This is a genomic window from Pseudomonas sp. NPDC079086 (assembly GCF_044542155.1).
In the GTDB taxonomy this organism is placed as follows: domain Bacteria; phylum Pseudomonadota; class Gammaproteobacteria; order Pseudomonadales; family Pseudomonadaceae; genus Aquipseudomonas.
The window spans coordinates 553,562-571,805 of record NZ_JBITTY010000003.1 but is presented as its reverse complement, the minus strand read 5'-3'; the positions used below and the strand labels follow the sequence as shown (position 1 = coordinate 571,805).

33 protein-coding genes and 2 other RNA genes are annotated in these 18,244 nt (G+C 59.5%); 32 read left to right on the top strand and 3 right to left on the bottom strand.

Annotated elements, in window-relative coordinates; all coding sequences use genetic code 11:
- The first annotated feature begins 8 nt into the window (after positions 1 to 8).
- The 17 genes from ACIGEK_RS17460 (at position 9) to ACIGEK_RS17380 (ending at position 6,124) form a co-directional block, all read left to right on the top strand.
- On the top strand, positions 9 to 632 hold the full coding sequence (locus tag ACIGEK_RS17460) for a DUF3164 family protein (RefSeq protein WP_397494539.1): 624 nt from the start codon (positions 9 to 11) through the stop codon (positions 630 to 632).
- Between the two features lies 1 nt (position 633).
- Positions 634 to 900, top strand: a complete 267-nt coding sequence (locus tag ACIGEK_RS17455) for a hypothetical protein (protein ID WP_397494538.1) — start codon at positions 634 to 636, stop codon at positions 898 to 900.
- A complete protein-coding gene (locus tag ACIGEK_RS17450) occupies positions 901 to 1,119 on the top strand; it encodes a hypothetical protein (protein WP_397494537.1) in 219 nt (72 codons plus the stop codon).
- Complete coding sequence (locus ACIGEK_RS17445) at positions 1,119 to 1,520, top strand: hypothetical protein (protein ID WP_397494536.1); 402 nt, start codon at positions 1,119 to 1,121, stop codon at positions 1,518 to 1,520. Before ACIGEK_RS17450 ends, ACIGEK_RS17445 begins: the two co-directional genes overlap by 1 nt.
- A gap of 8 nt (positions 1,521 to 1,528) precedes the next feature.
- The gene (locus ACIGEK_RS17440; protein WP_397494535.1) at positions 1,529 to 1,741 is read left to right on the top strand and encodes a hypothetical protein; all 213 of its coding nucleotides are present in this window, start codon (positions 1,529 to 1,531) and stop codon (positions 1,739 to 1,741) included.
- An RNA gene (locus ACIGEK_RS17435) (hammerhead ribozyme type II) lies at positions 1,740 to 1,812 on the top strand. Before ACIGEK_RS17440 ends, ACIGEK_RS17435 begins: the two co-directional genes overlap by 2 nt.
- A gap of 5 nt (positions 1,813 to 1,817) precedes the next feature.
- Positions 1,818 to 2,225, top strand: a complete 408-nt coding sequence (locus ACIGEK_RS17430) for a hypothetical protein (RefSeq protein ID WP_397494534.1) — start codon at positions 1,818 to 1,820, stop codon at positions 2,223 to 2,225.
- An RNA gene (locus tag ACIGEK_RS17425) (hammerhead ribozyme type II) lies at positions 2,224 to 2,293 on the top strand. Before ACIGEK_RS17430 ends, ACIGEK_RS17425 begins: the two co-directional genes overlap by 2 nt.
- On the top strand, positions 2,293 to 2,571 hold the full coding sequence (locus ACIGEK_RS17420; protein ID WP_397494533.1) for a hypothetical protein: 279 nt from the start codon (positions 2,293 to 2,295) through the stop codon (positions 2,569 to 2,571). Before ACIGEK_RS17425 ends, ACIGEK_RS17420 begins: the two co-directional genes overlap by 1 nt.
- The gene (locus ACIGEK_RS17415) at positions 2,568 to 2,975 is read left to right on the top strand and encodes a gp16 family protein (RefSeq protein ID WP_397494532.1); all 408 of its coding nucleotides are present in this window, start codon (positions 2,568 to 2,570) and stop codon (positions 2,973 to 2,975) included. The genes ACIGEK_RS17420 and ACIGEK_RS17415 overlap by 4 nt, the downstream gene beginning before the upstream one ends.
- Entirely contained in the window at positions 2,972 to 3,409 is a 438-nt protein-coding gene (locus ACIGEK_RS17410) for a Mor transcription activator family protein (RefSeq protein WP_397494531.1), read from the top strand. Before ACIGEK_RS17415 ends, ACIGEK_RS17410 begins: the two co-directional genes overlap by 4 nt.
- Before the next feature lie 55 nt (positions 3,410 to 3,464).
- Positions 3,465 to 3,806 (top strand): hypothetical protein, encoded by a 342-nt coding sequence (locus ACIGEK_RS17405; protein WP_397494530.1) that lies wholly within the window; start codon positions 3,465 to 3,467, stop codon positions 3,804 to 3,806.
- Positions 3,796 to 4,296 carry a lysozyme gene (locus ACIGEK_RS17400; protein ID WP_397494529.1) on the top strand — a complete coding sequence of 167 codons (501 nt, stop codon included), beginning with the start codon at positions 3,796 to 3,798 and terminating at the stop codon, positions 4,294 to 4,296. Before ACIGEK_RS17405 ends, ACIGEK_RS17400 begins: the two co-directional genes overlap by 11 nt.
- Positions 4,293 to 4,922: a hypothetical protein gene (locus ACIGEK_RS17395; RefSeq protein WP_397494528.1), complete on the top strand. Its 630-nt coding sequence runs from the start codon at positions 4,293 to 4,295 to the stop codon at positions 4,920 to 4,922. The genes ACIGEK_RS17400 and ACIGEK_RS17395 overlap by 4 nt, the downstream gene beginning before the upstream one ends.
- Complete coding sequence (locus ACIGEK_RS17390; protein WP_397494527.1) at positions 4,922 to 5,302, top strand: hypothetical protein; 381 nt, start codon at positions 4,922 to 4,924, stop codon at positions 5,300 to 5,302. The genes ACIGEK_RS17395 and ACIGEK_RS17390 overlap by 1 nt, the downstream gene beginning before the upstream one ends.
- Positions 5,299 to 5,610, top strand: coding sequence for a hypothetical protein (locus tag ACIGEK_RS17385; protein WP_397494526.1), 312 nt, complete (start codon positions 5,299 to 5,301; stop codon positions 5,608 to 5,610). Before ACIGEK_RS17390 ends, ACIGEK_RS17385 begins: the two co-directional genes overlap by 4 nt.
- A 1-nt stretch (position 5,611) precedes the next feature.
- Positions 5,612 to 6,124, top strand: coding sequence for a DUF3486 family protein (locus tag ACIGEK_RS17380; RefSeq protein WP_397494525.1), 513 nt, complete (start codon positions 5,612 to 5,614; stop codon positions 6,122 to 6,124).
- Between the two features lie 23 nt (positions 6,125 to 6,147).
- On the opposite strand, the gene ACIGEK_RS17375 is transcribed toward ACIGEK_RS17380, so the two are convergent.
- A complete protein-coding gene (locus ACIGEK_RS17375) occupies positions 6,148 to 6,624 on the bottom strand; it encodes a hypothetical protein (RefSeq protein WP_397494524.1) in 477 nt (158 codons plus the stop codon).
- A 59-nt stretch (positions 6,625 to 6,683) separates the two neighbouring features.
- Here ACIGEK_RS17375 and ACIGEK_RS17370 point away from each other — a divergent pair, with 59 nt between their 5' ends.
- From ACIGEK_RS17370 to ACIGEK_RS17360, 3 genes are read left to right on the top strand one after another with little or no spacing between them, the layout of a single operon-like run.
- Positions 6,684 to 8,240, top strand: a complete 1,557-nt coding sequence (locus ACIGEK_RS17370; RefSeq protein ID WP_397494523.1) for a hypothetical protein — start codon at positions 6,684 to 6,686, stop codon at positions 8,238 to 8,240.
- On the top strand, positions 8,240 to 9,817 hold the full coding sequence (locus ACIGEK_RS17365) for a DUF935 domain-containing protein (protein ID WP_397494522.1): 1,578 nt from the start codon (positions 8,240 to 8,242) through the stop codon (positions 9,815 to 9,817). The genes ACIGEK_RS17370 and ACIGEK_RS17365 overlap by 1 nt, the downstream gene beginning before the upstream one ends.
- On the top strand, positions 9,814 to 10,602 hold the full coding sequence (locus ACIGEK_RS17360; protein ID WP_397494521.1) for a phage minor head protein: 789 nt from the start codon (positions 9,814 to 9,816) through the stop codon (positions 10,600 to 10,602). The genes ACIGEK_RS17365 and ACIGEK_RS17360 overlap by 4 nt, the downstream gene beginning before the upstream one ends.
- 80 nt (positions 10,603 to 10,682) lie before the next feature.
- Here the strand turns inward: ACIGEK_RS17360 and ACIGEK_RS17355 are convergent, their stop codons facing one another.
- On the bottom strand, positions 10,683 to 11,408 hold the full coding sequence (locus ACIGEK_RS17355) for a hypothetical protein (RefSeq protein ID WP_397494520.1): 726 nt from the start codon (positions 11,406 to 11,408) through the stop codon (positions 10,683 to 10,685).
- Positions 11,409 to 11,587: 179 nt separating this feature from the next.
- Here ACIGEK_RS17355 and ACIGEK_RS17350 point away from each other — a divergent pair, with 179 nt between their 5' ends.
- From ACIGEK_RS17350 to ACIGEK_RS17295, 12 genes are all read left to right on the top strand, one after another.
- Complete coding sequence (locus tag ACIGEK_RS17350; RefSeq protein WP_397494519.1) at positions 11,588 to 11,791, top strand: Com family DNA-binding transcriptional regulator; 204 nt, start codon at positions 11,588 to 11,590, stop codon at positions 11,789 to 11,791.
- Positions 11,792 to 11,942: 151 nt separating this feature from the next.
- Positions 11,943 to 12,515 (top strand): hypothetical protein, encoded by a 573-nt coding sequence (locus ACIGEK_RS17345; RefSeq protein ID WP_397494518.1) that lies wholly within the window; start codon positions 11,943 to 11,945, stop codon positions 12,513 to 12,515.
- A 15-nt stretch (positions 12,516 to 12,530) separates the two neighbouring features.
- Positions 12,531 to 12,941, top strand: coding sequence for a DUF2513 domain-containing protein (locus ACIGEK_RS17340; RefSeq protein WP_397494517.1), 411 nt, complete (start codon positions 12,531 to 12,533; stop codon positions 12,939 to 12,941).
- Positions 12,942 to 13,003: 62 nt separating this feature from the next.
- Positions 13,004 to 13,996 carry a phage protease gene (locus ACIGEK_RS17335; protein WP_397494516.1) on the top strand — a complete coding sequence of 331 codons (993 nt, stop codon included), beginning with the start codon at positions 13,004 to 13,006 and terminating at the stop codon, positions 13,994 to 13,996.
- Positions 13,996 to 14,913, top strand: a complete 918-nt coding sequence (locus tag ACIGEK_RS17330) for a Mu-like prophage major head subunit gpT family protein (RefSeq protein ID WP_397494515.1) — start codon at positions 13,996 to 13,998, stop codon at positions 14,911 to 14,913. Before ACIGEK_RS17335 ends, ACIGEK_RS17330 begins: the two co-directional genes overlap by 1 nt.
- A 15-nt stretch (positions 14,914 to 14,928) precedes the next feature.
- Positions 14,929 to 15,354 carry an HI1506-related protein gene (locus tag ACIGEK_RS17325; protein WP_397494514.1) on the top strand — a complete coding sequence of 142 codons (426 nt, stop codon included), beginning with the start codon at positions 14,929 to 14,931 and terminating at the stop codon, positions 15,352 to 15,354.
- A gap of 3 nt (positions 15,355 to 15,357) precedes the next feature.
- Positions 15,358 to 15,768 (top strand): gp436 family protein, encoded by a 411-nt coding sequence (locus tag ACIGEK_RS17320; RefSeq protein ID WP_397494513.1) that lies wholly within the window; start codon positions 15,358 to 15,360, stop codon positions 15,766 to 15,768.
- The gene (locus ACIGEK_RS17315; RefSeq protein ID WP_397494512.1) at positions 15,765 to 16,208 is read left to right on the top strand and encodes a phage virion morphogenesis protein; all 444 of its coding nucleotides are present in this window, start codon (positions 15,765 to 15,767) and stop codon (positions 16,206 to 16,208) included. Before ACIGEK_RS17320 ends, ACIGEK_RS17315 begins: the two co-directional genes overlap by 4 nt.
- The gene (locus tag ACIGEK_RS17310) at positions 16,201 to 16,665 is read left to right on the top strand and encodes a hypothetical protein (RefSeq protein WP_397494511.1); all 465 of its coding nucleotides are present in this window, start codon (positions 16,201 to 16,203) and stop codon (positions 16,663 to 16,665) included. Before ACIGEK_RS17315 ends, ACIGEK_RS17310 begins: the two co-directional genes overlap by 8 nt.
- Positions 16,666 to 16,674: 9 nt before the next feature.
- Positions 16,675 to 16,872, top strand: coding sequence for a hypothetical protein (locus ACIGEK_RS17305; RefSeq protein WP_397494510.1), 198 nt, complete (start codon positions 16,675 to 16,677; stop codon positions 16,870 to 16,872).
- Between the two features lie 2 nt (positions 16,873 to 16,874).
- On the top strand, positions 16,875 to 17,612 hold the full coding sequence (locus tag ACIGEK_RS17300) for a hypothetical protein (RefSeq protein ID WP_397494509.1): 738 nt from the start codon (positions 16,875 to 16,877) through the stop codon (positions 17,610 to 17,612).
- A 50-nt stretch (positions 17,613 to 17,662) separates the two neighbouring features.
- Positions 17,663 to 18,013, top strand: a complete 351-nt coding sequence (locus tag ACIGEK_RS17295; RefSeq protein ID WP_397494508.1) for a hypothetical protein — start codon at positions 17,663 to 17,665, stop codon at positions 18,011 to 18,013.
- A 69-nt stretch (positions 18,014 to 18,082) separates the two neighbouring features.
- Here ACIGEK_RS17295 and ACIGEK_RS17290 read toward each other — a convergent pair whose 3' ends face one another.
- A complete protein-coding gene (locus tag ACIGEK_RS17290; protein ID WP_397494507.1) occupies positions 18,083 to 18,241 on the bottom strand; it encodes a hypothetical protein in 159 nt (52 codons plus the stop codon).
- Between the last annotated feature and the right edge of the window lie 3 nt (positions 18,242 to 18,244).

Here is an 18,244-nt window from a genome sequence, read left to right as displayed (position 1 = left end):
CAACAGACATGCAGCAAGCACAACAAATCGTGATTCCTGAGGGCTGGGTGCGCAACGCCATTGGCAACCTGGTGCATGAAACTGAGATTCGCGAACAGGACAAGCTGCGCGATGGCGTCGTGACCGAGATTGCCAAAAAAGCAGTTGAGCTGAACGCCGCGCTCAAGTCGCTGAAAGAGAAAGCCCTGGCCGATATTGCTGACCTGATCAGCATTGCCGGCGAGAAGTACGACATGAAGCTGGGCGGGCCGAAGGGCAATGTCACGCTGACCAGCTTTGACGGCGGCTACAGGGTGCAGCGGGTGTGCGCTGACCGGATCACTTACACCGAAGAAATGGAAGTTGCGAAGGCCAAGGTATTCGAGTGCATCCGCTCCTGGAGCGATGTTTCGCATAAGCACCTGGTCACCATCGCTAGCAATGCTTTTCGCCTCAACCGCCAGGGTGAAATCAGCGTCGCGCGTGTTGCCGAGCTGATGCGTATTGAGATTGACGACCCCGAGTGGCGTAAGGCTATGGAGGCGGTCAAGGACAGCCTTAGCGTGGCTGGCAAAGCGGTCTATATCCGCATCCAGGAACGCCAGGCCGACGACTCCTACGAAACGATCATTCTTGATATTGCGGGGGTGTGAGATGGGCAAGTTCTTCGCTCTTTGCAACATCAAAGGACAAATCGTCGTTACTGACGAAAAGCCAGGTGAGGGTCAGTTTGCCCTAGCCATAGGTGAATTTGATGAGGTGGTCGACACCATCACCAAGACAAGTGGTGGCTATGCCGTTGCTGTTGTTCCAGGTGTGCTCGATGACGCTACTGATCGCGACAACCTGAGTGCAATAGCCCGTTATATCCAAGTCCTAGACAAGCACAACTCGCCCGGCTTCCGGGCGCTGGGGGCGTGAATGGACACCGTAGAAATTTCAGTGCGGTCAACCCACGCCGGCTACACCACCAACACCGTGCGCGGTAAGCGTACCTCTTGTACGCACTCGGATTTGTACGCCGTCGAGCGTTTGGCCGAGAAGCTGTTTCCCGACCAGGCCACCACGATTGTGCGTGTGCCAATTACCCCAATTGGCCGTTTGCACAGCAAGTGGCGCATCGCAGCGGAGAGTAAGTGATGCCGCAATACCACGTCCCACGCGTTAACCCGCTTCCTACCCGTTCAGCGCACCTAGAGGCTGAGGCGCGGCGCATCGAGCTAGCCGCCCAGGCTTTCCTGGCCGGTGGTGGGGAGATTGAGCAGGTCGGCTACCAAATGAGCGATGCGCCAACGACCTTTGTGATTAACCCGGAGAGAACGCCGGTCTATGCACACCTGTTCCAGGCCCCGGCTGGTGAGGTTGATGCGCCACAGGCAGAGCCAGCTAGCGATCTGGAAGCCAAGCAGGCCGCGCAGATCATGGCGCGCGCAGCCCTGGGCGAGCCGCCGAAGTGGATCGCCAAGCAACTGCACATGACCGAAAAACGCGTGCGCCAACTGGCCCGCGACTACCACATCAGCTTTCGTGCACAGCGTTAGGAGCATCAATGGCCAAGGTCACCATCACCCTGGAAGACAACACCGACCGCGTAACCGTATCTATGGATATGGCAGGCGCTCCGACCAATTTGCTGGGCATGCCACAACCAACGCGGGCTGTGCAGATGTCACAAACGCTGTTCGATCTGGCAGCAGTAGACGCCAAGCTCACCCGGTTACCGGCCTGCGCCCGCCAGCCATCGAACATGACCATTCACTAAGCGAAACCGCCCCGGCCTGGCCGGTGGTGGTCTGCCCAGCGTGGTTGCTGGGCACTGATGAGCAGCCGAGGACGATATGCAGCAAGAAGACTGGGACGAGCTTAAAGAGCAGATGGCCAGCCCTTACGGGAGCATGCGGTTTCAGTGCGACCAGTTCGAGCTGGCACTGCAACAGGCGGTCGATTCAAAGAGCAGAAAGTGGGTTACAGCCGTCTACGTCGACGGGTTCTTTAAAGGAGCCTGGACAAGCGCAACCAAAGAGGGCGAGCCAGAACACGAAGAGGCCCGCCGCTTCCTGCGCAAAGTTAGCAAAGCAGTATTCACAGCCAAAGAAGTTGAGCAGTACCGAAAAGCCCTGGGGAAACGCCGGGCAAACGAGGTAGCGGCAAAACGACACGTCTACTTCTTGCCGACCTGGAGCAGCTTCAACAGCCTGAAAAGGCACCTGATATCCAACAACACCAGCATCGAACGCATCCACTAAGCGAAACCTCGCCCAACAGGGCGACGGTCTGCCGGGTGTGGTTGCCCGGTACTGATGAGCAGCCAAGATGAGTGAAAGCAAAAGTGAACGCCGACGCCGCCTAAGCCGCGCCCGTTCCGCACGTTATCGCGCAGCCAAGCGCAAGCAGAAGCAAGTGATCAAGGCCGTTAAGTTCAAGGCTGAGTTGGGCGCTGGAACCATGGCCGACATGGAGGGCATCCGCCTGGCCGGCGACCTGACAACGGTTGAGGAAGGTTTGACCCTGGCTGTTCGCTACATGGCAGGCCTCGCCCGTCGCGACCCGCAGGCATTCCGCGATGCCATGAACCCGAGGAACCCGGTATGAGCGCAGGCAAACAGAAAATCCAGATCGCCCGCCGCCAGCTTGGCCTGGACGATGATGCCTATTACGCAATCCTGGCCCGCGTTGCTGGCGCGAAAAGCTCCAAAGACCTGACGCCGGGTCAAATCAGCCGTGTCCTGATCGAGCTTGAGCGCCTGGGGTTTAAGCCAAAACCGGCGAAGAAAACCAGCCGCGCAGCCCCAAAGCCAGCGCCTGACCGCTCCGCCCAGGTAGCCAAGATCGAGGCCTTCCTTGCCGAAGCCAAACGCCCCTGGAGTTATGCCGATGCCATGGCGCTGCGCATGTTCAAGGTCAAGCGTGTCGAGTGGTGCGACGCCGACCAGCTGCGCCGCCTGATTGCTGCGTTGACTTACGATGCCAAACGCCACGGGAGGCCTGTGCAGTGAGGATTGAACAAGCGCGGGATCTGTTGCCGCCTACTGTGCAGCGTATCGCCGAGGTGGTGGGCCTGCCTGCCACTATGAAACTGGTTGCCGAGTTGGGCGGTACATCCTGGTTCTTCGCCCAGGGCGTTGGCCGCAATGGCCAGGCCCGCGTTGCAGCACTGGCCGAGATTGTTGGCGAGGAAGCAGCCGAGAAGCTTGGGCGCTATGCCAGCGAGCGTGAAACGATCTACATACCTAAGTGCGATGCAGCATTGCAGGCGCTGCGCGATGCCGAGATTCACCGCCAGTTTGAACAAGCGACGCGCGAGGGTGTCAGTGCCAATACGGTTGTTGCCGAGCTGGCCCGCACATACAAGCTCAGTGACCGTCACGTCTGGCGCATTCTCAAGCGCCTGCCTGAGCTGGCCCAGCCGATCCGCGACCTGTTCAGCTAAGTTACTGACACCCGTTCCTTAATCCCCGCAACACGCTGCCGCTGACCATAGCGGCATGAACAATCAAGCCCCCGTATCCCAAGCGAACCCACGCGACCTGGCCGCAGCCATTCTGGCTGAGCCATCGCTGGAACAGCGCCCGTTGATGCTTGCACGCTGCCCGGCAGAGCTGCTGCCGCTGGTAAAGGAATACGTGCAGATGGGTTTTGATAAGGTCAAAAGCTACCGCTCGCACATCGTTGGCCGCGCGCAAAGCGCCCGCGAAACCCCACCAGCGGCACCCCGTCGCGAAGCCAAAAACAGCGTCATCCACCACACCAGTTCCGCGCCTGAGTTCGGCAACCAGCGCCTGGCCGAACTGCGCGCGTTGATCAGAGGTGTACCCCGTGGGCATTAAATCCCGTATCGCGTTGGCAATCGTTGCCGCCACACCTGTTGTCGCCCTCTATGAAGGACGCGATCTGCTGGCCCACCTCGACCCTGTTGGTATTCCGACCATCTGCGAGGGGTGGACGCGAGGCGTGCGCCTTGGTGATGTTGCGACGGATGCCGAGTGTGACCAGAAAACCCAGCTCGCCCTCCAGGAAGCGGCGGACGTTTTCGAGCGTTGGGTGCCTGCCAAGGTTATCGGCGGCATGGACACCAAAAGCATCGCGGCCTTTCTATCCTTTATCTACAACGTCGGCCCCGGCAAACCGGGCGTAAAAGACGGCTTTGTCTGGCTCAAGAATGGCCGCCACTCGACCATGCTGCTGCACCTCCAGGCCGGGCGAATTCAGCCGGCCTGCGCACAACTCAGCTACTGGGTGAGCGCGGGCGGTCGCAAGTTTCGTGGGCTTGAGCGTCGTCGTGCAGCAGAGCGCCAGCTTTGCGAGGCGGCCTTATGAACTGGTTAAGCCTGCTCCGGCCGCTGGTGCCGTTGCTGCTGATCGGCGCTTTGTTCTGGCTGCATGACTCAATGCTTCAGAACGCCCGCGACGCCGGTTTTGCCCAAGCCCAAAGCGATGGCGACTTGGCCCTAGAAAAGCTGCGCCGTGAGCATGTCCAGCTCGACCTGGAGCGAGCCGAAGCACGCGAAGCCAGTGCCAAAGCCGCCGCTAAAAAGCTTCTTGATGAGCAAGCCCGCAACTACAAGTTGGCCGCCGATCTGGCCGACCAGCAGCGCAGCAACCGCCAAACCATCGACCGCCTCACAGGGGAGATTGCCCGTGTTAACGACCTCTATCGCGACGCCCTCGACGCGCCGCCTAAGCCTCTGCCTGCTTGCGTGTTCACTGCTGGTTGGGTGCGCGTTTATGACGAAGCAACCGGAGCAGTCGCAGCCGGAATGCCCACGGCCACAGATACCGACCGAGCTGCTGCGCAAAGCACCGAAGGCCGAGCCGCTGAGCAACTCGATTCAGGCATCAGCCAGCGCGACGTCCTGGAACATCACACCCGCTACGCCGAGCAGTGCCGCAACACCGGCGCGCAGCTTGACCTTCTGATTGATGCCGTACAGGGGACGCACTGATGCAGATGGACTTTGCCGAGGCAGTCGGCTGGGCATTAACCCTGCTTGGCATCTTCACCACGCTGGTTTTCGGCTTGGTAAAGCTATTGCTCGCGCAGTTCGAGAAGCGCCTGGCCGAGCGATTTGCCGCACAAGACAAAGCCCGCCAGGAAGCGGGTAAGCACTGGGAGGACAACTTCGCCAAGGTTCTAGAACGGCAGGAAAAGGACGCCGATGCGCTCAAGAGCCTTGAACATTCCTTCCTGCGTTTTCAGGCCGAGCTACCCCTGCAATACGTGCGCCGCGAGGACTACGTGCGCAACCAAACGGTACTGGAAGCCAAGATCGACCGCGTATTCACCAAGCTTGAATTCATCCAGGAACGGAGCAACAAACAATGATCCCAATCGACGTAGCCAAGGTTCGCCGGGAGTCCATGCGCTGGTACATCCTGCTCACCCTCAACAATGCTCGCCCGGTAGACCCGCATGAGGCCCTGGTGCTTTCCACCATCCAGGGCATCTATACCGACGCCACCCAGCATGAGGTTCGCCGCGAGCTGGACTACCTGAAAGACCGCAGCCTAGTAACCCTGGATAAACAACCCAGCGGCGTCTGGATTGCTGGCTTGACCCATTACGGGGTGGATGTCGCCGAGTACACCATTGCCTGCAACCCCGGTATTGCCCGCCCAGCTCAGGGGGTATGAGATGGTGCAGCGCAGTAAGGTCGCCTCACTCCCCGCCGAGGTCAAAGCCTGGCTGGACAAAGCCTTGGCCGATAACAATTTCAGCGACTACGAAGCGCTCGCTGATGAGTTATCTGGGCGCGGCTTTGCTATCAGCAAGTCTGCCTTGCACCGCTATGGCCAGAACTTCGAGGAACGCTTATCTGCCCTCAAGATGGCCAGCGAACAGGCCCGCGCGGTGGTTGCTGCCTCCCCTGATGAGGAAGGCGCTGTCAATGAAGCACTGATGCGCCTGGTGCAAGAGCATCTGTTCAAGCTGTTGATGAGCGAGGGCGGACAAATCGACCTGCCCAAGGTAGCCAAGGCCGTGGCCGAGCTGGGCCGTGCATCTGTTGTGCAGAAAAAGTGGCAAAGCGAGGTGCGTACTAAAGCCGAAGCGGCCGCCAGCCAGGTAGAGAAAATCGCTAAGAAAGGCGGCCTCGATGCAGACACCGTGGCCGAAATTCGCCGAGAGATTCTGGGGGTGGCGCGGTGACTAGAGCGGCAATAAATACTTCGTCAGTCACCAGAGATTATGGACAATTTATTATCAGGCGGATCACACAGTATCTGTGTTTTGCAGTCGGGGCATTCAAGGGTAGAGGCGAAGGATTTATACGAGGTCTGCAAAGTAACTCGCTTGCCTTTCTCAAAGCAGTGGCTGCAAATAAAGTGATCAGGTTCGCTCCCTCGGAATGCTTCCGCCATTACATATGCGTAGGTACCCGTGAAAAATCGATGCAGCTTGTACTTATCCCTGTCCTGGCTCTTCAGCTGCAGAGTATCCAATTCACTTTCAAGCTCTGTAACCTTCCTCACCAGTTCCATTTGTTGAATTTGTGCAGTCATCAACTGCTGTTGCAAATCCATCAGACTGTTGGTCAGGTCAAAAACCTTGCTGCGGATCAACTCTTCGTCGCGCAAAGTCATCAGGCTCTGACTGATCTCTTTAGCAGCATTCGCACTAGCAACCGCACCGGCAAACCAATCAAGCATTTCAACACTCCTTTGCACGATATTTGGCACTGCGAGCGTATCACCAGCCGGTGGCCGGTATGAATATCTCCGTCGTCCTGGAAAGCACCGTCGCCATCGACGTACCAGCCGTACTGCTCGACTACCAGAAAGACTGGATCGGCCTGCGCTCACCACTCAAGGTGGGCGAAAAATCCCGCCGTATTGGTCTCACCTGGGCCGAGGCGGCTGACAACGTGTTGGTCGCAGCCAGCGCGCGCAACGCGGGCGGCCAGACAGTCTATTACCTGGGCTACAACCAGGACATGACGGTCGAGTATATCCAGGCCTGCGCCATGTGGGCGCGGGCCTTTAACTACGCAGCTGGTGAAATTCAAGAAGGTATCTGGCCTGATGAAGCCCCAGATAAACACATCAAAACATTCACCATCAGCTTTCCCTCAGGCTTCCGAATTGTTGCCCTTACCAGCCGGCCGTCCAACCTGCGCGGCCGCCAGGGCGTCGTGGTAATTGATGAGGCCGCATTCCATGCCGACCTTTCAGAGCTGCTTAAAGCTGCGCTTGCTCTGCTGATCTGGGGCGGTGAGGTGCATGTGATTAGCACCCACAACGGCACCGACAACCCATTCAACGAGCTGATCGAAGAAATACGCGCCGGCAAACGCAAGGGGCTGCTATTCCGCTGCACCTTCAAGCAGGCTGTTGAGCAAGGCTTATACCAGCGCGTCTGCCTGCGCAAAGGCATCACCTGGAACGCCGAAGAGCAAGCCGCATGGGTACAGGGCGTTTATGACTTCTACGGCGATGCAGCCAACGAGGAACTGGACTGTATCCCAAGTCATGGCGGTGGGGCTTTCCTCAGTCTGGCCTTGCTGGAGCAGCGCAGCCGCCAGGGTGTTCCCGTGTTCCGGCTGGCCTACCCGCAGGGCTACGAAACTATTGCCGAGCATCTGCGACTAGCTGACAGCCTGGGGTGGTGTGAGCGTGAATTAGCGCCGCTTTTGGCACTGCTGCCACCAGGGGCGTGGAGTTCCTACGGCATGGACTTCGCCCGAAATGGCGACCTGTCGGTGCTCACCATCCTTTTGCAAGATCAGGACGGCCGCAAACGGGTCGCTTTTATGATCGAGCTGCGCAATGTGCCTTTCGCCCAACAGGAACAGATTCTGTTCTATGTGGCGGATCGTCTGCCCAATTTCATAGCCGGCGCTCACGACGCGCGAGGCAATGGCCAAGCTCTGGCCGAGGCCGCCGCAGTGAAGTACGGGCACCACCGCATTAGCCAGGTGATGCTCACTGAGGGTTGGTATCGAGACAACATGCCGGGCCTGAAGGCAGACCTTGAGGACGGCACCCTGTCTGACCTCCCGGCCGACCGTGATGTGATCGCTGATCTTCGCAGCCTAAAAATGGTTAAAGGCGTGGCCCGTGTTCCCGAGAGCCGGTCCACCGACAAGGACGGGGGAAAGCGCCACGGTGACGCGGCTATCTCCATTGCCCTGGCTCGCTTCGCTAGCCGGATGGAAATAGAGCAGTTCGCCTATGAGGCAGTTCGCCCTGACCGAAACAACAAACTTGGTTTTGATGATGATTATGCCGACCCAGTGAATACCTGGGCGGCTGGAGGTGTTCTGTAATGGATGAGTCGCCAATCCTGGACGCGAGCGGTAAACCGTTCCTCAAGAAGTCCATGCTGCAAGAGGTGATCCAGGCCACTACAACCGGCGTTCACCAGGCCTGGGGCGTTGACTCGGTATCGTCCTCGCTCGATCCGGCGCGCCTGCGCACCATCCTGCAGAACGCGGCTACCGGCGACATCTTGGAGTACCTGGTACTCGCCGAGGAAATGGAAGAGAAAGACCTGCACTATGCCTCGGTGCTGGGCACTCGTAAGCGCGCTGTAGCGGGCGTGCCAGTTAGTGTTGAGGCCGGTGGCGAGGATGCCCGCGCGGAGGAAATCGCCGACGCAGTGCGCAAGCTGGTCGAGGCCCCGGAGTTTTCCGACCTGGTGAGCGATCTGCTCGATGGTTTGGGTAAAGGCTTCTCGGCTGTTGAGCCTGGCTGGGAGCTGAAAGGCGAGCAGCTTTGGCCGGTGAAGTACGATCACCGCGACCCGCGCTGGTTCCAGTTCGACAAGCTGACCGGCCGTAAGCTGCTGATCCGTGAGGAAGCCGGTGAAGGTCGCGAGATTCCGCCCGGCCGGATGATTATCCATATCCCCAAGTTGAAGTCGGGCCTTCCGATCCGTGGCGGTTTGGCGCGCCTGGTGGCCGTGTCGTATATGTGCAAGGCGTTCAGCATTAAGGACTGGATGCGTTATGCCGAGTTGTACGGCCAGCCAATGCGTATTGGCCGCTATGGCCCTGGAGCGAAGCCGGACGATATTGCTGTTCTGCGCCGGGCGGTTGCGCAGCTGGCGGCTGATGCAGCGGCAATCCTACCCAAGGATATGCTGATCGAGTTCCAGAAAATCGCCGACTCAACAGGTGGTGCCGAACTGTTCGCGCGCCTGGCTGAGTGGCTGGACAGGCAAGTCAGCAAGGCCGTACTCGGCCAGACCATGACCACCGACGATGGGTCGAGCCAGAGCCAGGCCACCGTGCATAACGATGTGCGCCTCGACATTCTCAAGGCCGACGCCAAGCAACTGGCTGCAACGATCAACCGCGACCTGGTGCGCGTGTTTGTCGATTACAACTTCGGCCCTCAGGAAAACTACCCGAGCGTTGCATTCCAGGTTACTGAGCCTGAGGACTTGAAGGCCCTGGCCGATGCTCTGACGCCGTTTATTGATCGTGGCCTGCAAGTCGAGCAGTCGGCAATTCTGGAGCGGTTCGGCCTATCCGCCCCGGCCGAGGGCGCGCAGTTGCTCAAGCCAACAGGCCAGCAGCCAGTTGCCGGGCCGGCCCTCAATACTGAGCAGCGTTGCAGCTGTCCGGGGTGCGGTGGCCACCGTCAGGCACTCAACCAGGAACAGAAGACCCGCGACAGCCTGGACACGCTGGTTGATGAAGCCGCCGCCGACTGGGTGCCCGTGATGCGGCCGGTGCTCGATCCGGTGTTGCAGTTAGCGAAGGACTCCGACGACTTCGACACCTTCCGGGCTGGCCTGACCGGCTTGCTTGAACAAATGGACGATAGCGCCTTGATCGAGCAGCTCGCCCGCGCAGCTTTCAAGGCGCGCGGCCAAGGTGATGCAGGCGACGCGCTGTGACTGGCCCAACCACGGAGCATGTGCCCGTACCAGTGCCAAAGGATGCGCTGGAGTACTTCCGCGCCAAGGGTATCAAGGTCGGCTTTGATTACCGCGAAGTGTGGGCCGAGGAACACGCCACGTCCTGGACGGTGGCCAAGGCCATGCGCCTGGACATCCTGGAAGCGATCCGCTCGCACGTCGATGAAATGATCGAGTCGGGTCAAACCTTTGCCCAGTTCAAGCGCGAGTTGCAGCCGCTCCTGGAGAAGTTGGGGTGGTGGGGGCGTGGCGAACTGCTCGATCCGCTGAGCGGCGAAACCCGCGAGGTGCAGCTGGGCAGTCCGCGCCGCCTGCGCACCATCTATGACGTGAACCTGCGCCAGGCTCATGCGGCCGGGCAGTGGCAGCGCATCGAGCGCACCAGAGCGACACAACCCTATTTGCTGTACCAGCTGGGGCCAAGCCGCGAACACCGGCCGGAGCATGTGGGCTGGGCCGGCATCATCCTGCCAGCTGACCATTCATGGTGGCAGTCGCACTTTCCACCCAACGGCTGGGGCTGTAAGTGCTGGGTGCGCCAGATCAGCAAGCGCGAGGCCGAGCGGCTGACCGCAACGGGCCAGTACATGACCGATGCCCCTGACCTGGGCATGCAGGAATACATCAACCAACGCACCGGCCAGATAGTAAGCGTGCCCAAGGGCATCGAACCTGGCTGGAACTACAACCCCGGAGCCGTTTCCAGGAAGGCCAGGGCACAGCAGCTCCTGGAAGAGAAACAGCCAGAAAGTGACACCGCCTAAAACGCCTTCTAAGCGCTGTTTGGCAGTGTGGGTGCCACCATGGTGTAGGGCTGGGTGTGTTTTGCGTTTCTAACGGGGGTCTAACGGGGCTGTGGGGTGGTGAACGGTTGTAGCTCTGAACGGATATGGTCATGCAGCGACGTTATCCCGAGATTCTCCGCTGCCGCCTCTGCATAAAGAAGAACCAGCCGGACTGCCCACTCTGCGTTGGCAGAGTTCATCCAACCAAGACCAGGAGTATGGGCGAGGTGCCTACCAATGAAGGCTCCGAGCTCGGTTTCCTCCAAGTAGCCCGGACGGCACATTCCTGGTGTGCCCGTATCAAGCCACGCGGCGTTGTAGTGGACCATGTTGTTTCTGATGTCAACTAAGTGCTTCATATCTTGGAGGGGTCTGTTACCGCACGGTATTTGGGGCTTGTCTGCGGCCTTAAGCAGGGCCTTATATTTTTGGGTTATCGCACTCTTTTCAGCCCTCTGTAGCGCATCGACAATCTTGTGTCGTGCATCTTGCGGAAGATCTTTTAAATGCCCTCCATCTTGTTGCTCACAATCTGCCCACAGCTCGTTTAACAGCGCTTCGAGGAAAGCCACGGAGGTAAATATCGTGGCAGCGAAATTAGATTGGACGTGCACTTTCAATGAGGGGTTAAGAGGGTTATTCAAAGCACGCCGCTGTAGTCGGGCGGTTTGCTTGGCGAAATAAGCGGCCGACTGGATGTGTTGAATGGAGTAGTACGTTTGACTTCCCATGCCTAGTAAGACCGCTGACATACGTCCTCTAATAATTGAGCGTTCGATCAGCAACCATACCAGCATCGTTTCTTTGGTAGAGCAAAAAGAAAGGGCCGGCCGGCCAGGGTGTTCCACCACCCTGACCGGCCGCCGAACCGCAGAACCAGCCTGCAAGCCCAGCTAAGGCCCCCGCCTCGTCGACGAAGCGCGGGCAAATTAACACTGTTCACACATACAGTTAAAGGCTTGCCGTGATTGATATTCGTTGTGGTGGTTGTGGCCGCTTATTGGCCAAAGCTGCCGGTTTCACCCAGTTGCAAATCAAGTGCCCGCGTTGCCGGGTCATCAACAGTCAGACAGCCGTGAGCTGCCCGAATCCTGAGCGCCTTGGAGCGCCTCGATCCGAGGTAGCTCATGGCGACAAAGAAAGACCACCACCCAGCCCAGCCGGGTGAGTACACACCGCCGACCACTGACCAGGTTGGCTATTTCAATGGCCAGTTGGCGCTTGCAGGCTTTGGGTGCAGCGCCTTCTATATCGCGTTGATCCCACGCACCGAGGCAAACCGCATCATAATTGCCAACCACTACTCAGGCCGCATCGTAATGAACTCCTATATCCACTTAGGGGTGTGGGTCGAGGGTGTGATGCGTGGCGTCTTGCAGTTTGGCTATGCGCTCAACCCGGTGGCAGGCGCGCAGAAGATCGTGGCAGGCACCCAGGTTGATCAATACCTGGAGCTAAACCGCATGTGGCTGGATGACATAGCTCCACGCAACAGCGAAAGCCGCGCCCTGAGCTATGCGTTCAAGTTCATTAAGCGGGCTTGCCCGAAGGTGGCCTGGGTGCAGTCATTTGCAGATGAGCGTTGCGGGGGCTGGGGCGTGGTGTATCAGGCGGCCAATTTCCTGTATCTGGGCCACCACCGCACCAGCTTCTATGAGCTGGATGGCGAGGCCTACCACCCGATGCTGCTCACGGCCCATAAGAAGGCAGGCCAGCGCGGGGAATACCTGCGAGCTAACAAACATCGGGCGACCAAACGCAGCCTGTTGCAGTTCCGCTACATCTATCTGATCAAGCCAAGCTGGCGGACAAGGTTTAAGAAGGCACCGCTGCCGTTTCCGAAGCCTGGTCAAGCTCTGCCAGATCGGCGCAAACTCAGGGGGAGTATTTGAAGCAATGGAGACATCATGCGTAGAGACTGGGAGCTGGTTCGAACGATTTTGTTCGGAGTTGAGGAACTGAATGATATTTCTTCGGTGTATGTGCCGGATGATCTACCCGCAGGCATACAGCGCGCCACCTCCAAAGAGGATGAATCTCGCTTCTTTAAGCACTACGAGCATGTCGCTCTGCTAGTTGAAGCCGGTTTGATCGAAGGAACTAACGGAGGAACCTACATATTAGACGGCTCTAGAAAGAGATTCGATGTAATACGGCCGACCAGATTAACCTGGCGGGGACACGAGTTTCTGGACTCCATTAGAAGTGAGCAAGTCTGGAACCAGATTCAAGCAAAGACTGTCGACAAAGGCGGCGCGCTGACATTTGAAGTCATCAAAGAACTGGCGATTGGCTTAATCAAAAGCGCTGTAATCTAGAAGACTAGTTACTGACCCCCGTCCTCTAATCCCGCCCCCGTCATGCCGCCGAAACTGGCGGCATGAACACACAAAACGCCTCACACAATCGCACCACCTCCACAGCACTCTGCTTTGAGCTGAGCGCTGATGTTCCTGAATGGGTCGAGGTGCTTCCACCTGGCCCGTCCGTGGTTGGCCGTGATGGCCGCACCTGGTCTTATGACCCCGCCGAAGTTATGGCCAACACCCAGGCGCACAGCAAGGGTGCTGACCTACCGTTTGACTACCTGCACGCCACTGAGCTGAAAGCCCCCCTGGGCGATGACGCCCCTGCATCCGGCTGGGCGCGGGAGTACCGGGTAAACGAGCGCGGCGCGCTTGAAGCCCGCGTGGACTGGACGGCTAAAGCCCGCAATTCCATCAGCGAACGCGAATACCGCTATCTGTCGCCCGTCTTCACCTATGACGACACCGGGCGCATTCACCGCTTCTCCAGCTTCGGCCTGACCAACAAGCCGAACCTGTTGATCAAGGCGCTAAACGCCGAACAAGTCCCATCAATGGAGAACCCCCCGATGCTCGCAGAAGCCATCCGGGCAGCCCTCGGCTTGCCTGAAAACGCCACTGAGGAACAAGCCGTGGCGGCAATTAACGCGCTGAAAGAGGCCGAGAAAACGGCATTGAACAGCGAGAAACCCCCGTCCCTGCGACTGTTCGTGCCGCGTGACGATTACAACGCCCTGGAACAGCGCGCCCAGAACGCCGAGCAGGCCCTGGCAAAGCGCGACGAAAAGGAACTGGAAACCGCCATCAACAGCGAGATCACCGCCGCACTCAAGGCCGGCAAGATCACCCCAGCCACCAAGGATTACCACGTTGCGGCCTGCCAGGAAAAAGGCGGTTTGGAGCGCTTCCGCGAGTTTGTGAAAGCCGCGCCGTCCGTTACGGGCCAGGTGATCAGTGATGAGCTGCCAAAAACCACCACCGCTCTCAACTCCGAGCAACAGCAAGCTGCCCGGATGCTTGGCATGAGCGATGACCAGTACATAAAACACACCGAAGGGGGCAACTAATGGCCGTCACAATCAGCCCAGCACTGCTGGCCGCACTGTTCAAAGGTTATCGCGCTGAGTACCAGAAGGCGCTCGATGCTGCCCTTCAAGAAACCCAGTGGAAGAAAGTCGCCACACTGGTGCCAAGCGGCACGGCTGGGAATATCTACCCATGGCTGGGCCAATTCCCAGGTTTGCGCGAATGGATCGGCGAGCGCCTGTTGAAGAACATGGCCGCCCATGGCTACACCATCGAAAACAAGAAGTATGAAGGCACCGTAACCATCGGCCGCACCTTGGTCGAGGACGATCAGGCCGGTGTATTCCTGCCGATGTTCAATGAAATGGGCCGCGCTGCTGCTTACCACCCCGAGTCCCTGGTATTCGAATTGCTCAAGGCCGGTTTGACCACCGAGTGCTATGACGGCCAGAACTACTTCGACACCGAGCACCCGGTTTATCCGAACGTCGACGGCACCGGGGTTGCTCAGCTGGTTAGTAACTTGGACGTTCCAGGTAGCAACCCTGGCCCGACCTGGTTCTTGCTCGATACCTCGCGGGCCATTAAGCCGCTCATCTTCCAGGAACGCACCAAGCCCGAAATCACCAGCAAGACCGATCCGAATAACAGCGACCACGTGTTCACCCATGACGAATTCGTTCACGGCGTGCGCTATCGCTGCAACGCGGGCTTTGGTTTCTGGCAGATGGCCTACGCCTCTCGCCAGCCGTTGACGGGTGAGTTCTACGGCAAGGCTCGGGCCGCGATGCAGAGCTTCGTTGCTGACGGCGGCCGTCCGATGAAGATCAAGCCGACTCTGCTGGTGGTGCCGCCGCAACTGGAAGCCCAGGCCCGCAAGCTGCTGGTTAAGGACGAAAACGGCGGCAACGAATGGGCCGGCACTGCCGAGCTGTTTGTATGCGACGAACTGGTCTAACTGGGGAGCACCGCAATGATCGTTCGCATCAAGTCCAAGCGGCCCGTTTACCGCCGCTGTGGCATCGCCCACACCAAGGTCGCCACCGACCACCCGGCCGACCGCTTTACCGAGGCCGAGCTGGAGCTTTTGCAGGCCGACCCGGTGCTTACCGTCGAACTGCTCGATGGCGAGCTGGCCGATCCGGGCGCAGGTGGTGGCTCTACCTCGGCTGACCCTGGCAAGGATGCCAAACCAGCGGCAGCGCCAAAGTCCGTGAAGGCCCCAGCCGCGAAAGCGGCCAAGGCTGGAGGCAGTGCCAAAGCCGCCGCGAAAAAACCGGCTGCCAAACCAGCAGCTAAAGCCGCAGCAGCACCCGCTACTGCGCCTCAACCTGCTGCCCAGGACGGCGAGCAGAAAGATGCCACGCCGCCAGCTGATCCACAGGGCGGCGAGGCTTAACCCATGGCCTACGCAACCCTGGCGGGCTTTATCAAGCAGTACGGCGAGAACGCCGTGCTGCTGGTAGCTGACCGCGATGATGACGGGGTGATTGATGCCCTGGTGGTTGAGGACGCACTGGCCCGCGCCAGTGCCGAAATCGACAGCTACGTCAGCGCCAAGCACCGCTTGCCGTTGCCAGTGGTGCCTGAACGCTTCCCCGGCCTGGCCGGCGACATCGCTCTGTACCTGCTTTCGAGCGAGGGCGGTTCGCTGACCGAGGACAAGCGCAAACGCTATGAGGACGCCATTAGCTACCTGCGTCGGGTGGCATCGGGTGACGCAGGCCTTGGCCTGCCAACCCCGCCCGATCAGGAAAGCAGCGGCGAGGCCTGGTTTGAAAGCCAGCCAAAACGCTTTGGTGACCTGCTGTGACTGGGGCCGCCATCAGCACCAACCTGGCGTTTGAAGCACGCCTGGCGGGCCGGCTGGAGCGCTTGGCACAACTGGACACTGCGCCGCTCCTGGAAGGGATCGGCGCGGAGGTCGAGAGCCAAACGCGGCGGCGCATTGCGATTGATAAAGCCAGCCCAGGCGGCCAGGGATGGCCGGACTGGTCGGCCGAATACGCCGAGACCCGGCACAGCGGCCAGAGCCTGCTGCAAGGCAATGGCCACCTGCTGGACAGCATCACTTATGAGGTGCAGGGCGACAACGTGTTGGTGGGTAGCCCGCTGATTTATGCAGCGACGCATCAGTACGGCGACCCAGATCGAGGGATCGAGCAGCGCGAGTTCCTGGGCCTTGAAGGCCAAGACCGCGATGACGTTGTGGGTTTGATTGAGGACTACCTGGAGAGCCTGGCTAATGACTGAGTTAACCGCTGACCAGGTGCTGCAAGGCATCGAGACATGGGCTGCTGGGTTGTTCCAGGACGTAAAGCCGAAGGTTGAAGTCGCGCTGCACGGCGGCCGGTTCAGTCCGGCCGACCTGGAGCGCTACGCGACCAAGGCCCGTGCCTGCCGCATTGCCCTGGAGGGCTTGAAGTTTGAGGTCAATGGCCGTGGCCAGCTAATCACCCACGGGCATGCCGTTGTGGTGGTGCTGGCCGGCGATGCCAAAGACAAGCCCCGTGCCCTGAACGTGCTGCAGGTGGCCAGCACCCTACAGGCGGCGTTGCCGGGCAGCCGATGCGGCCTGGCACTTGAGGACAGTCTCAATGCCAAGGACGTGCGCGCCGCCAACCTTTACCACGCTGGGCTGGATAAAGCCGGCACCGCCGCCTGGGTGATCACCTGGCCGGTGAAATTTGAACACCCGCGCACCCGCTAGGAGGGGCACATGACAACCGAAGCAAAAGTCGCAGAAAAGGCGAAACAAGCCGAGCCAGCCAAGGTGAAGGTCAAGATCACCAGCAAGAACGGCCACCGCCATGCCGGCGAGAAACACCCCAAGGACAAGGTAATCAGCGTGTCCGAGGCTGACGCAAAACTCATCGTCGAAACCTTCAAGGTCGGCGAACTCGTAGAGGGCAAGTGACCATGGCACAGCCAAAAGTATTCAAGGGCGTTGGCGTTGTTCACGCCCAGCGCCTCGGCGTTACGGATGCACCGCTGCGCGACCTGGGCGACGTTGAAACCCTGAAATTCGCCAACCGCTCCAACCAGATGGCATGGAAGCAACACCGCAAGCCAGGTGGTGGGAACCTCGCCACCATGGACAACCTGGACGGCATCACGCTCGACGTCCAGATGCAGGAATGGACCGAGGAAAACCTCGCCATGGTGCTTCAAGGGCTGATTGTTGATCTGCCGCCCGAAACGGTGACTGGTGAGGCTATCGTGCTGCAACCGGGCAGCTTGAGCATGACCGAGTTCCCTGGCCCTAAGACGATCACCCTGACCAAAACCAGCGACAGCACCCCGATTGCATTGGCTGCGGTGAATGTTTCGGCGGCAGGCCTGAGCGTACCGAAGGACAGCGCGGTCATCACCGCGCCGACCCAGGCCACCATCGCCTACACCAGCACCCAGGCCACACGCATTGAGCCGCTAGTGGAGGCCGGGGCCGAGTACCGCCTGGTATTCGACGGCCTCAACGAAGCCGAAAGCGGTCGCCCGGTGATTGTCGAGGTATGGCGCTGGAAGGCACCACCAGCCGAGGAACTGGCGCTGATCGATGGCGAGAACCCAGGCAAGTTGCTGGCCAAGGGTGAAGTGTTGGCCGATTCGACCCGCAAGCCTGGTGAGTCGCCGTTCTGGCGCGCCACCTTCCTCTAACCCCACCGACAACGCCGGGCCATTCAGGCCCGGCATTGGAGCCTTTCGCAATGAGCATGACCCTGACTAAGACCATTCCCCTCGGCGCGCTGAACGTGACTGTTCGAGAGCTGACCGTGGGTGAGATTCGTGCCTGGTTGAAGCGCACCGCCGATGGCGCAGGTGACGACCTAGTGGGCGACACCTTAATTGCAGAAATCAGCCTGGCCGACCTGATGGCCATGACTGATGTGCAGCCCGGCGACCTGGACAACCTGACGCCCAACCAGGTGCGCGAGCTGTTCGATGCTTGCCGGGAGGTAAACAAGGATTTTTTCGGCCTAAGGGAGCGAATCACAGAGACCGGAAAACGGCTCCTGGATCGGCTCTCAAGCGACTTGAACGAAACGCCAGCGCCCTAATCAGGCACGGCCATACCCAGTTATGGAGTTACCCCTGGGGCACTTGGCTTGCTGCGTTGGATGAAGCGACTAGCGCGGCCGAGGCGGCGCAAAAAGGACGCTGAGGCACAGGGAGGTGGTGGCGACCAGTAGCCCGGCAATCACTACCAGGGCGACAGCTGACGCGACAAAGCGCGGAAACATCGCCAGGCAGAGCAGCAGGCCGGTGGCTAGCAGGATGGTTTTCAAGGG

Coding starts and splice junctions, on each gene's coding strand:
- ACIGEK_RS17325 (WP_397494514.1), top strand. CDS start 14,929: ATGATCGTTCGCATCAAGTCCAAGCGGCCCGTTTACCGCCGCTGTGGC.
- ACIGEK_RS17445 (WP_397494536.1), top strand. CDS start 1,119: ATGCCGCAATACCACGTCCCACGCGTTAACCCGCTTCCTACCCGTTCA.
- ACIGEK_RS17395 (WP_397494528.1), top strand. CDS start 4,293: ATGAACTGGTTAAGCCTGCTCCGGCCGCTGGTGCCGTTGCTGCTGATC.
- ACIGEK_RS17415 (WP_397494532.1), top strand. CDS start 2,568: ATGAGCGCAGGCAAACAGAAAATCCAGATCGCCCGCCGCCAGCTTGGC.
- ACIGEK_RS17345 (WP_397494518.1), top strand. CDS start 11,943: ATGAACTCCTATATCCACTTAGGGGTGTGGGTCGAGGGTGTGATGCGT.
- ACIGEK_RS17420 (WP_397494533.1), top strand. CDS start 2,293: ATGAGTGAAAGCAAAAGTGAACGCCGACGCCGCCTAAGCCGCGCCCGT.
- ACIGEK_RS17390 (WP_397494527.1), top strand. CDS start 4,922: ATGCAGATGGACTTTGCCGAGGCAGTCGGCTGGGCATTAACCCTGCTT.
- ACIGEK_RS17310 (WP_397494511.1), top strand. CDS start 16,201: ATGACTGAGTTAACCGCTGACCAGGTGCTGCAAGGCATCGAGACATGG.
- ACIGEK_RS17320 (WP_397494513.1), top strand. CDS start 15,358: ATGGCCTACGCAACCCTGGCGGGCTTTATCAAGCAGTACGGCGAGAAC.
- ACIGEK_RS17375 (WP_397494524.1), bottom strand. CDS start 6,624: ATGCTTGATTGGTTTGCCGGTGCGGTTGCTAGTGCGAATGCTGCTAAA.
- ACIGEK_RS17365 (WP_397494522.1), top strand. CDS start 8,240: ATGGATGAGTCGCCAATCCTGGACGCGAGCGGTAAACCGTTCCTCAAG.
- ACIGEK_RS17295 (WP_397494508.1), top strand. CDS start 17,663: ATGAGCATGACCCTGACTAAGACCATTCCCCTCGGCGCGCTGAACGTG.
- ACIGEK_RS17340 (WP_397494517.1), top strand. CDS start 12,531: ATGCGTAGAGACTGGGAGCTGGTTCGAACGATTTTGTTCGGAGTTGAG.
- ACIGEK_RS17440 (WP_397494535.1), top strand. CDS start 1,529: ATGGCCAAGGTCACCATCACCCTGGAAGACAACACCGACCGCGTAACC.
- ACIGEK_RS17450 (WP_397494537.1), top strand. CDS start 901: ATGGACACCGTAGAAATTTCAGTGCGGTCAACCCACGCCGGCTACACC.
- ACIGEK_RS17335 (WP_397494516.1), top strand. CDS start 13,004: ATGAACACACAAAACGCCTCACACAATCGCACCACCTCCACAGCACTC.
- ACIGEK_RS17370 (WP_397494523.1), top strand. CDS start 6,684: ATGAATATCTCCGTCGTCCTGGAAAGCACCGTCGCCATCGACGTACCA.
- ACIGEK_RS17430 (WP_397494534.1), top strand. CDS start 1,818: ATGCAGCAAGAAGACTGGGACGAGCTTAAAGAGCAGATGGCCAGCCCT.
- ACIGEK_RS17455 (WP_397494538.1), top strand. CDS start 634: ATGGGCAAGTTCTTCGCTCTTTGCAACATCAAAGGACAAATCGTCGTT.
- ACIGEK_RS17385 (WP_397494526.1), top strand. CDS start 5,299: ATGATCCCAATCGACGTAGCCAAGGTTCGCCGGGAGTCCATGCGCTGG.
- ACIGEK_RS17405 (WP_397494530.1), top strand. CDS start 3,465: ATGAACAATCAAGCCCCCGTATCCCAAGCGAACCCACGCGACCTGGCC.
- ACIGEK_RS17330 (WP_397494515.1), top strand. CDS start 13,996: ATGGCCGTCACAATCAGCCCAGCACTGCTGGCCGCACTGTTCAAAGGT.
- ACIGEK_RS17305 (WP_397494510.1), top strand. CDS start 16,675: ATGACAACCGAAGCAAAAGTCGCAGAAAAGGCGAAACAAGCCGAGCCA.
- ACIGEK_RS17460 (WP_397494539.1), top strand. CDS start 9: ATGCAGCAAGCACAACAAATCGTGATTCCTGAGGGCTGGGTGCGCAAC.
- ACIGEK_RS17380 (WP_397494525.1), top strand. CDS start 5,612: ATGGTGCAGCGCAGTAAGGTCGCCTCACTCCCCGCCGAGGTCAAAGCC.
- ACIGEK_RS17300 (WP_397494509.1), top strand. CDS start 16,875: ATGGCACAGCCAAAAGTATTCAAGGGCGTTGGCGTTGTTCACGCCCAG.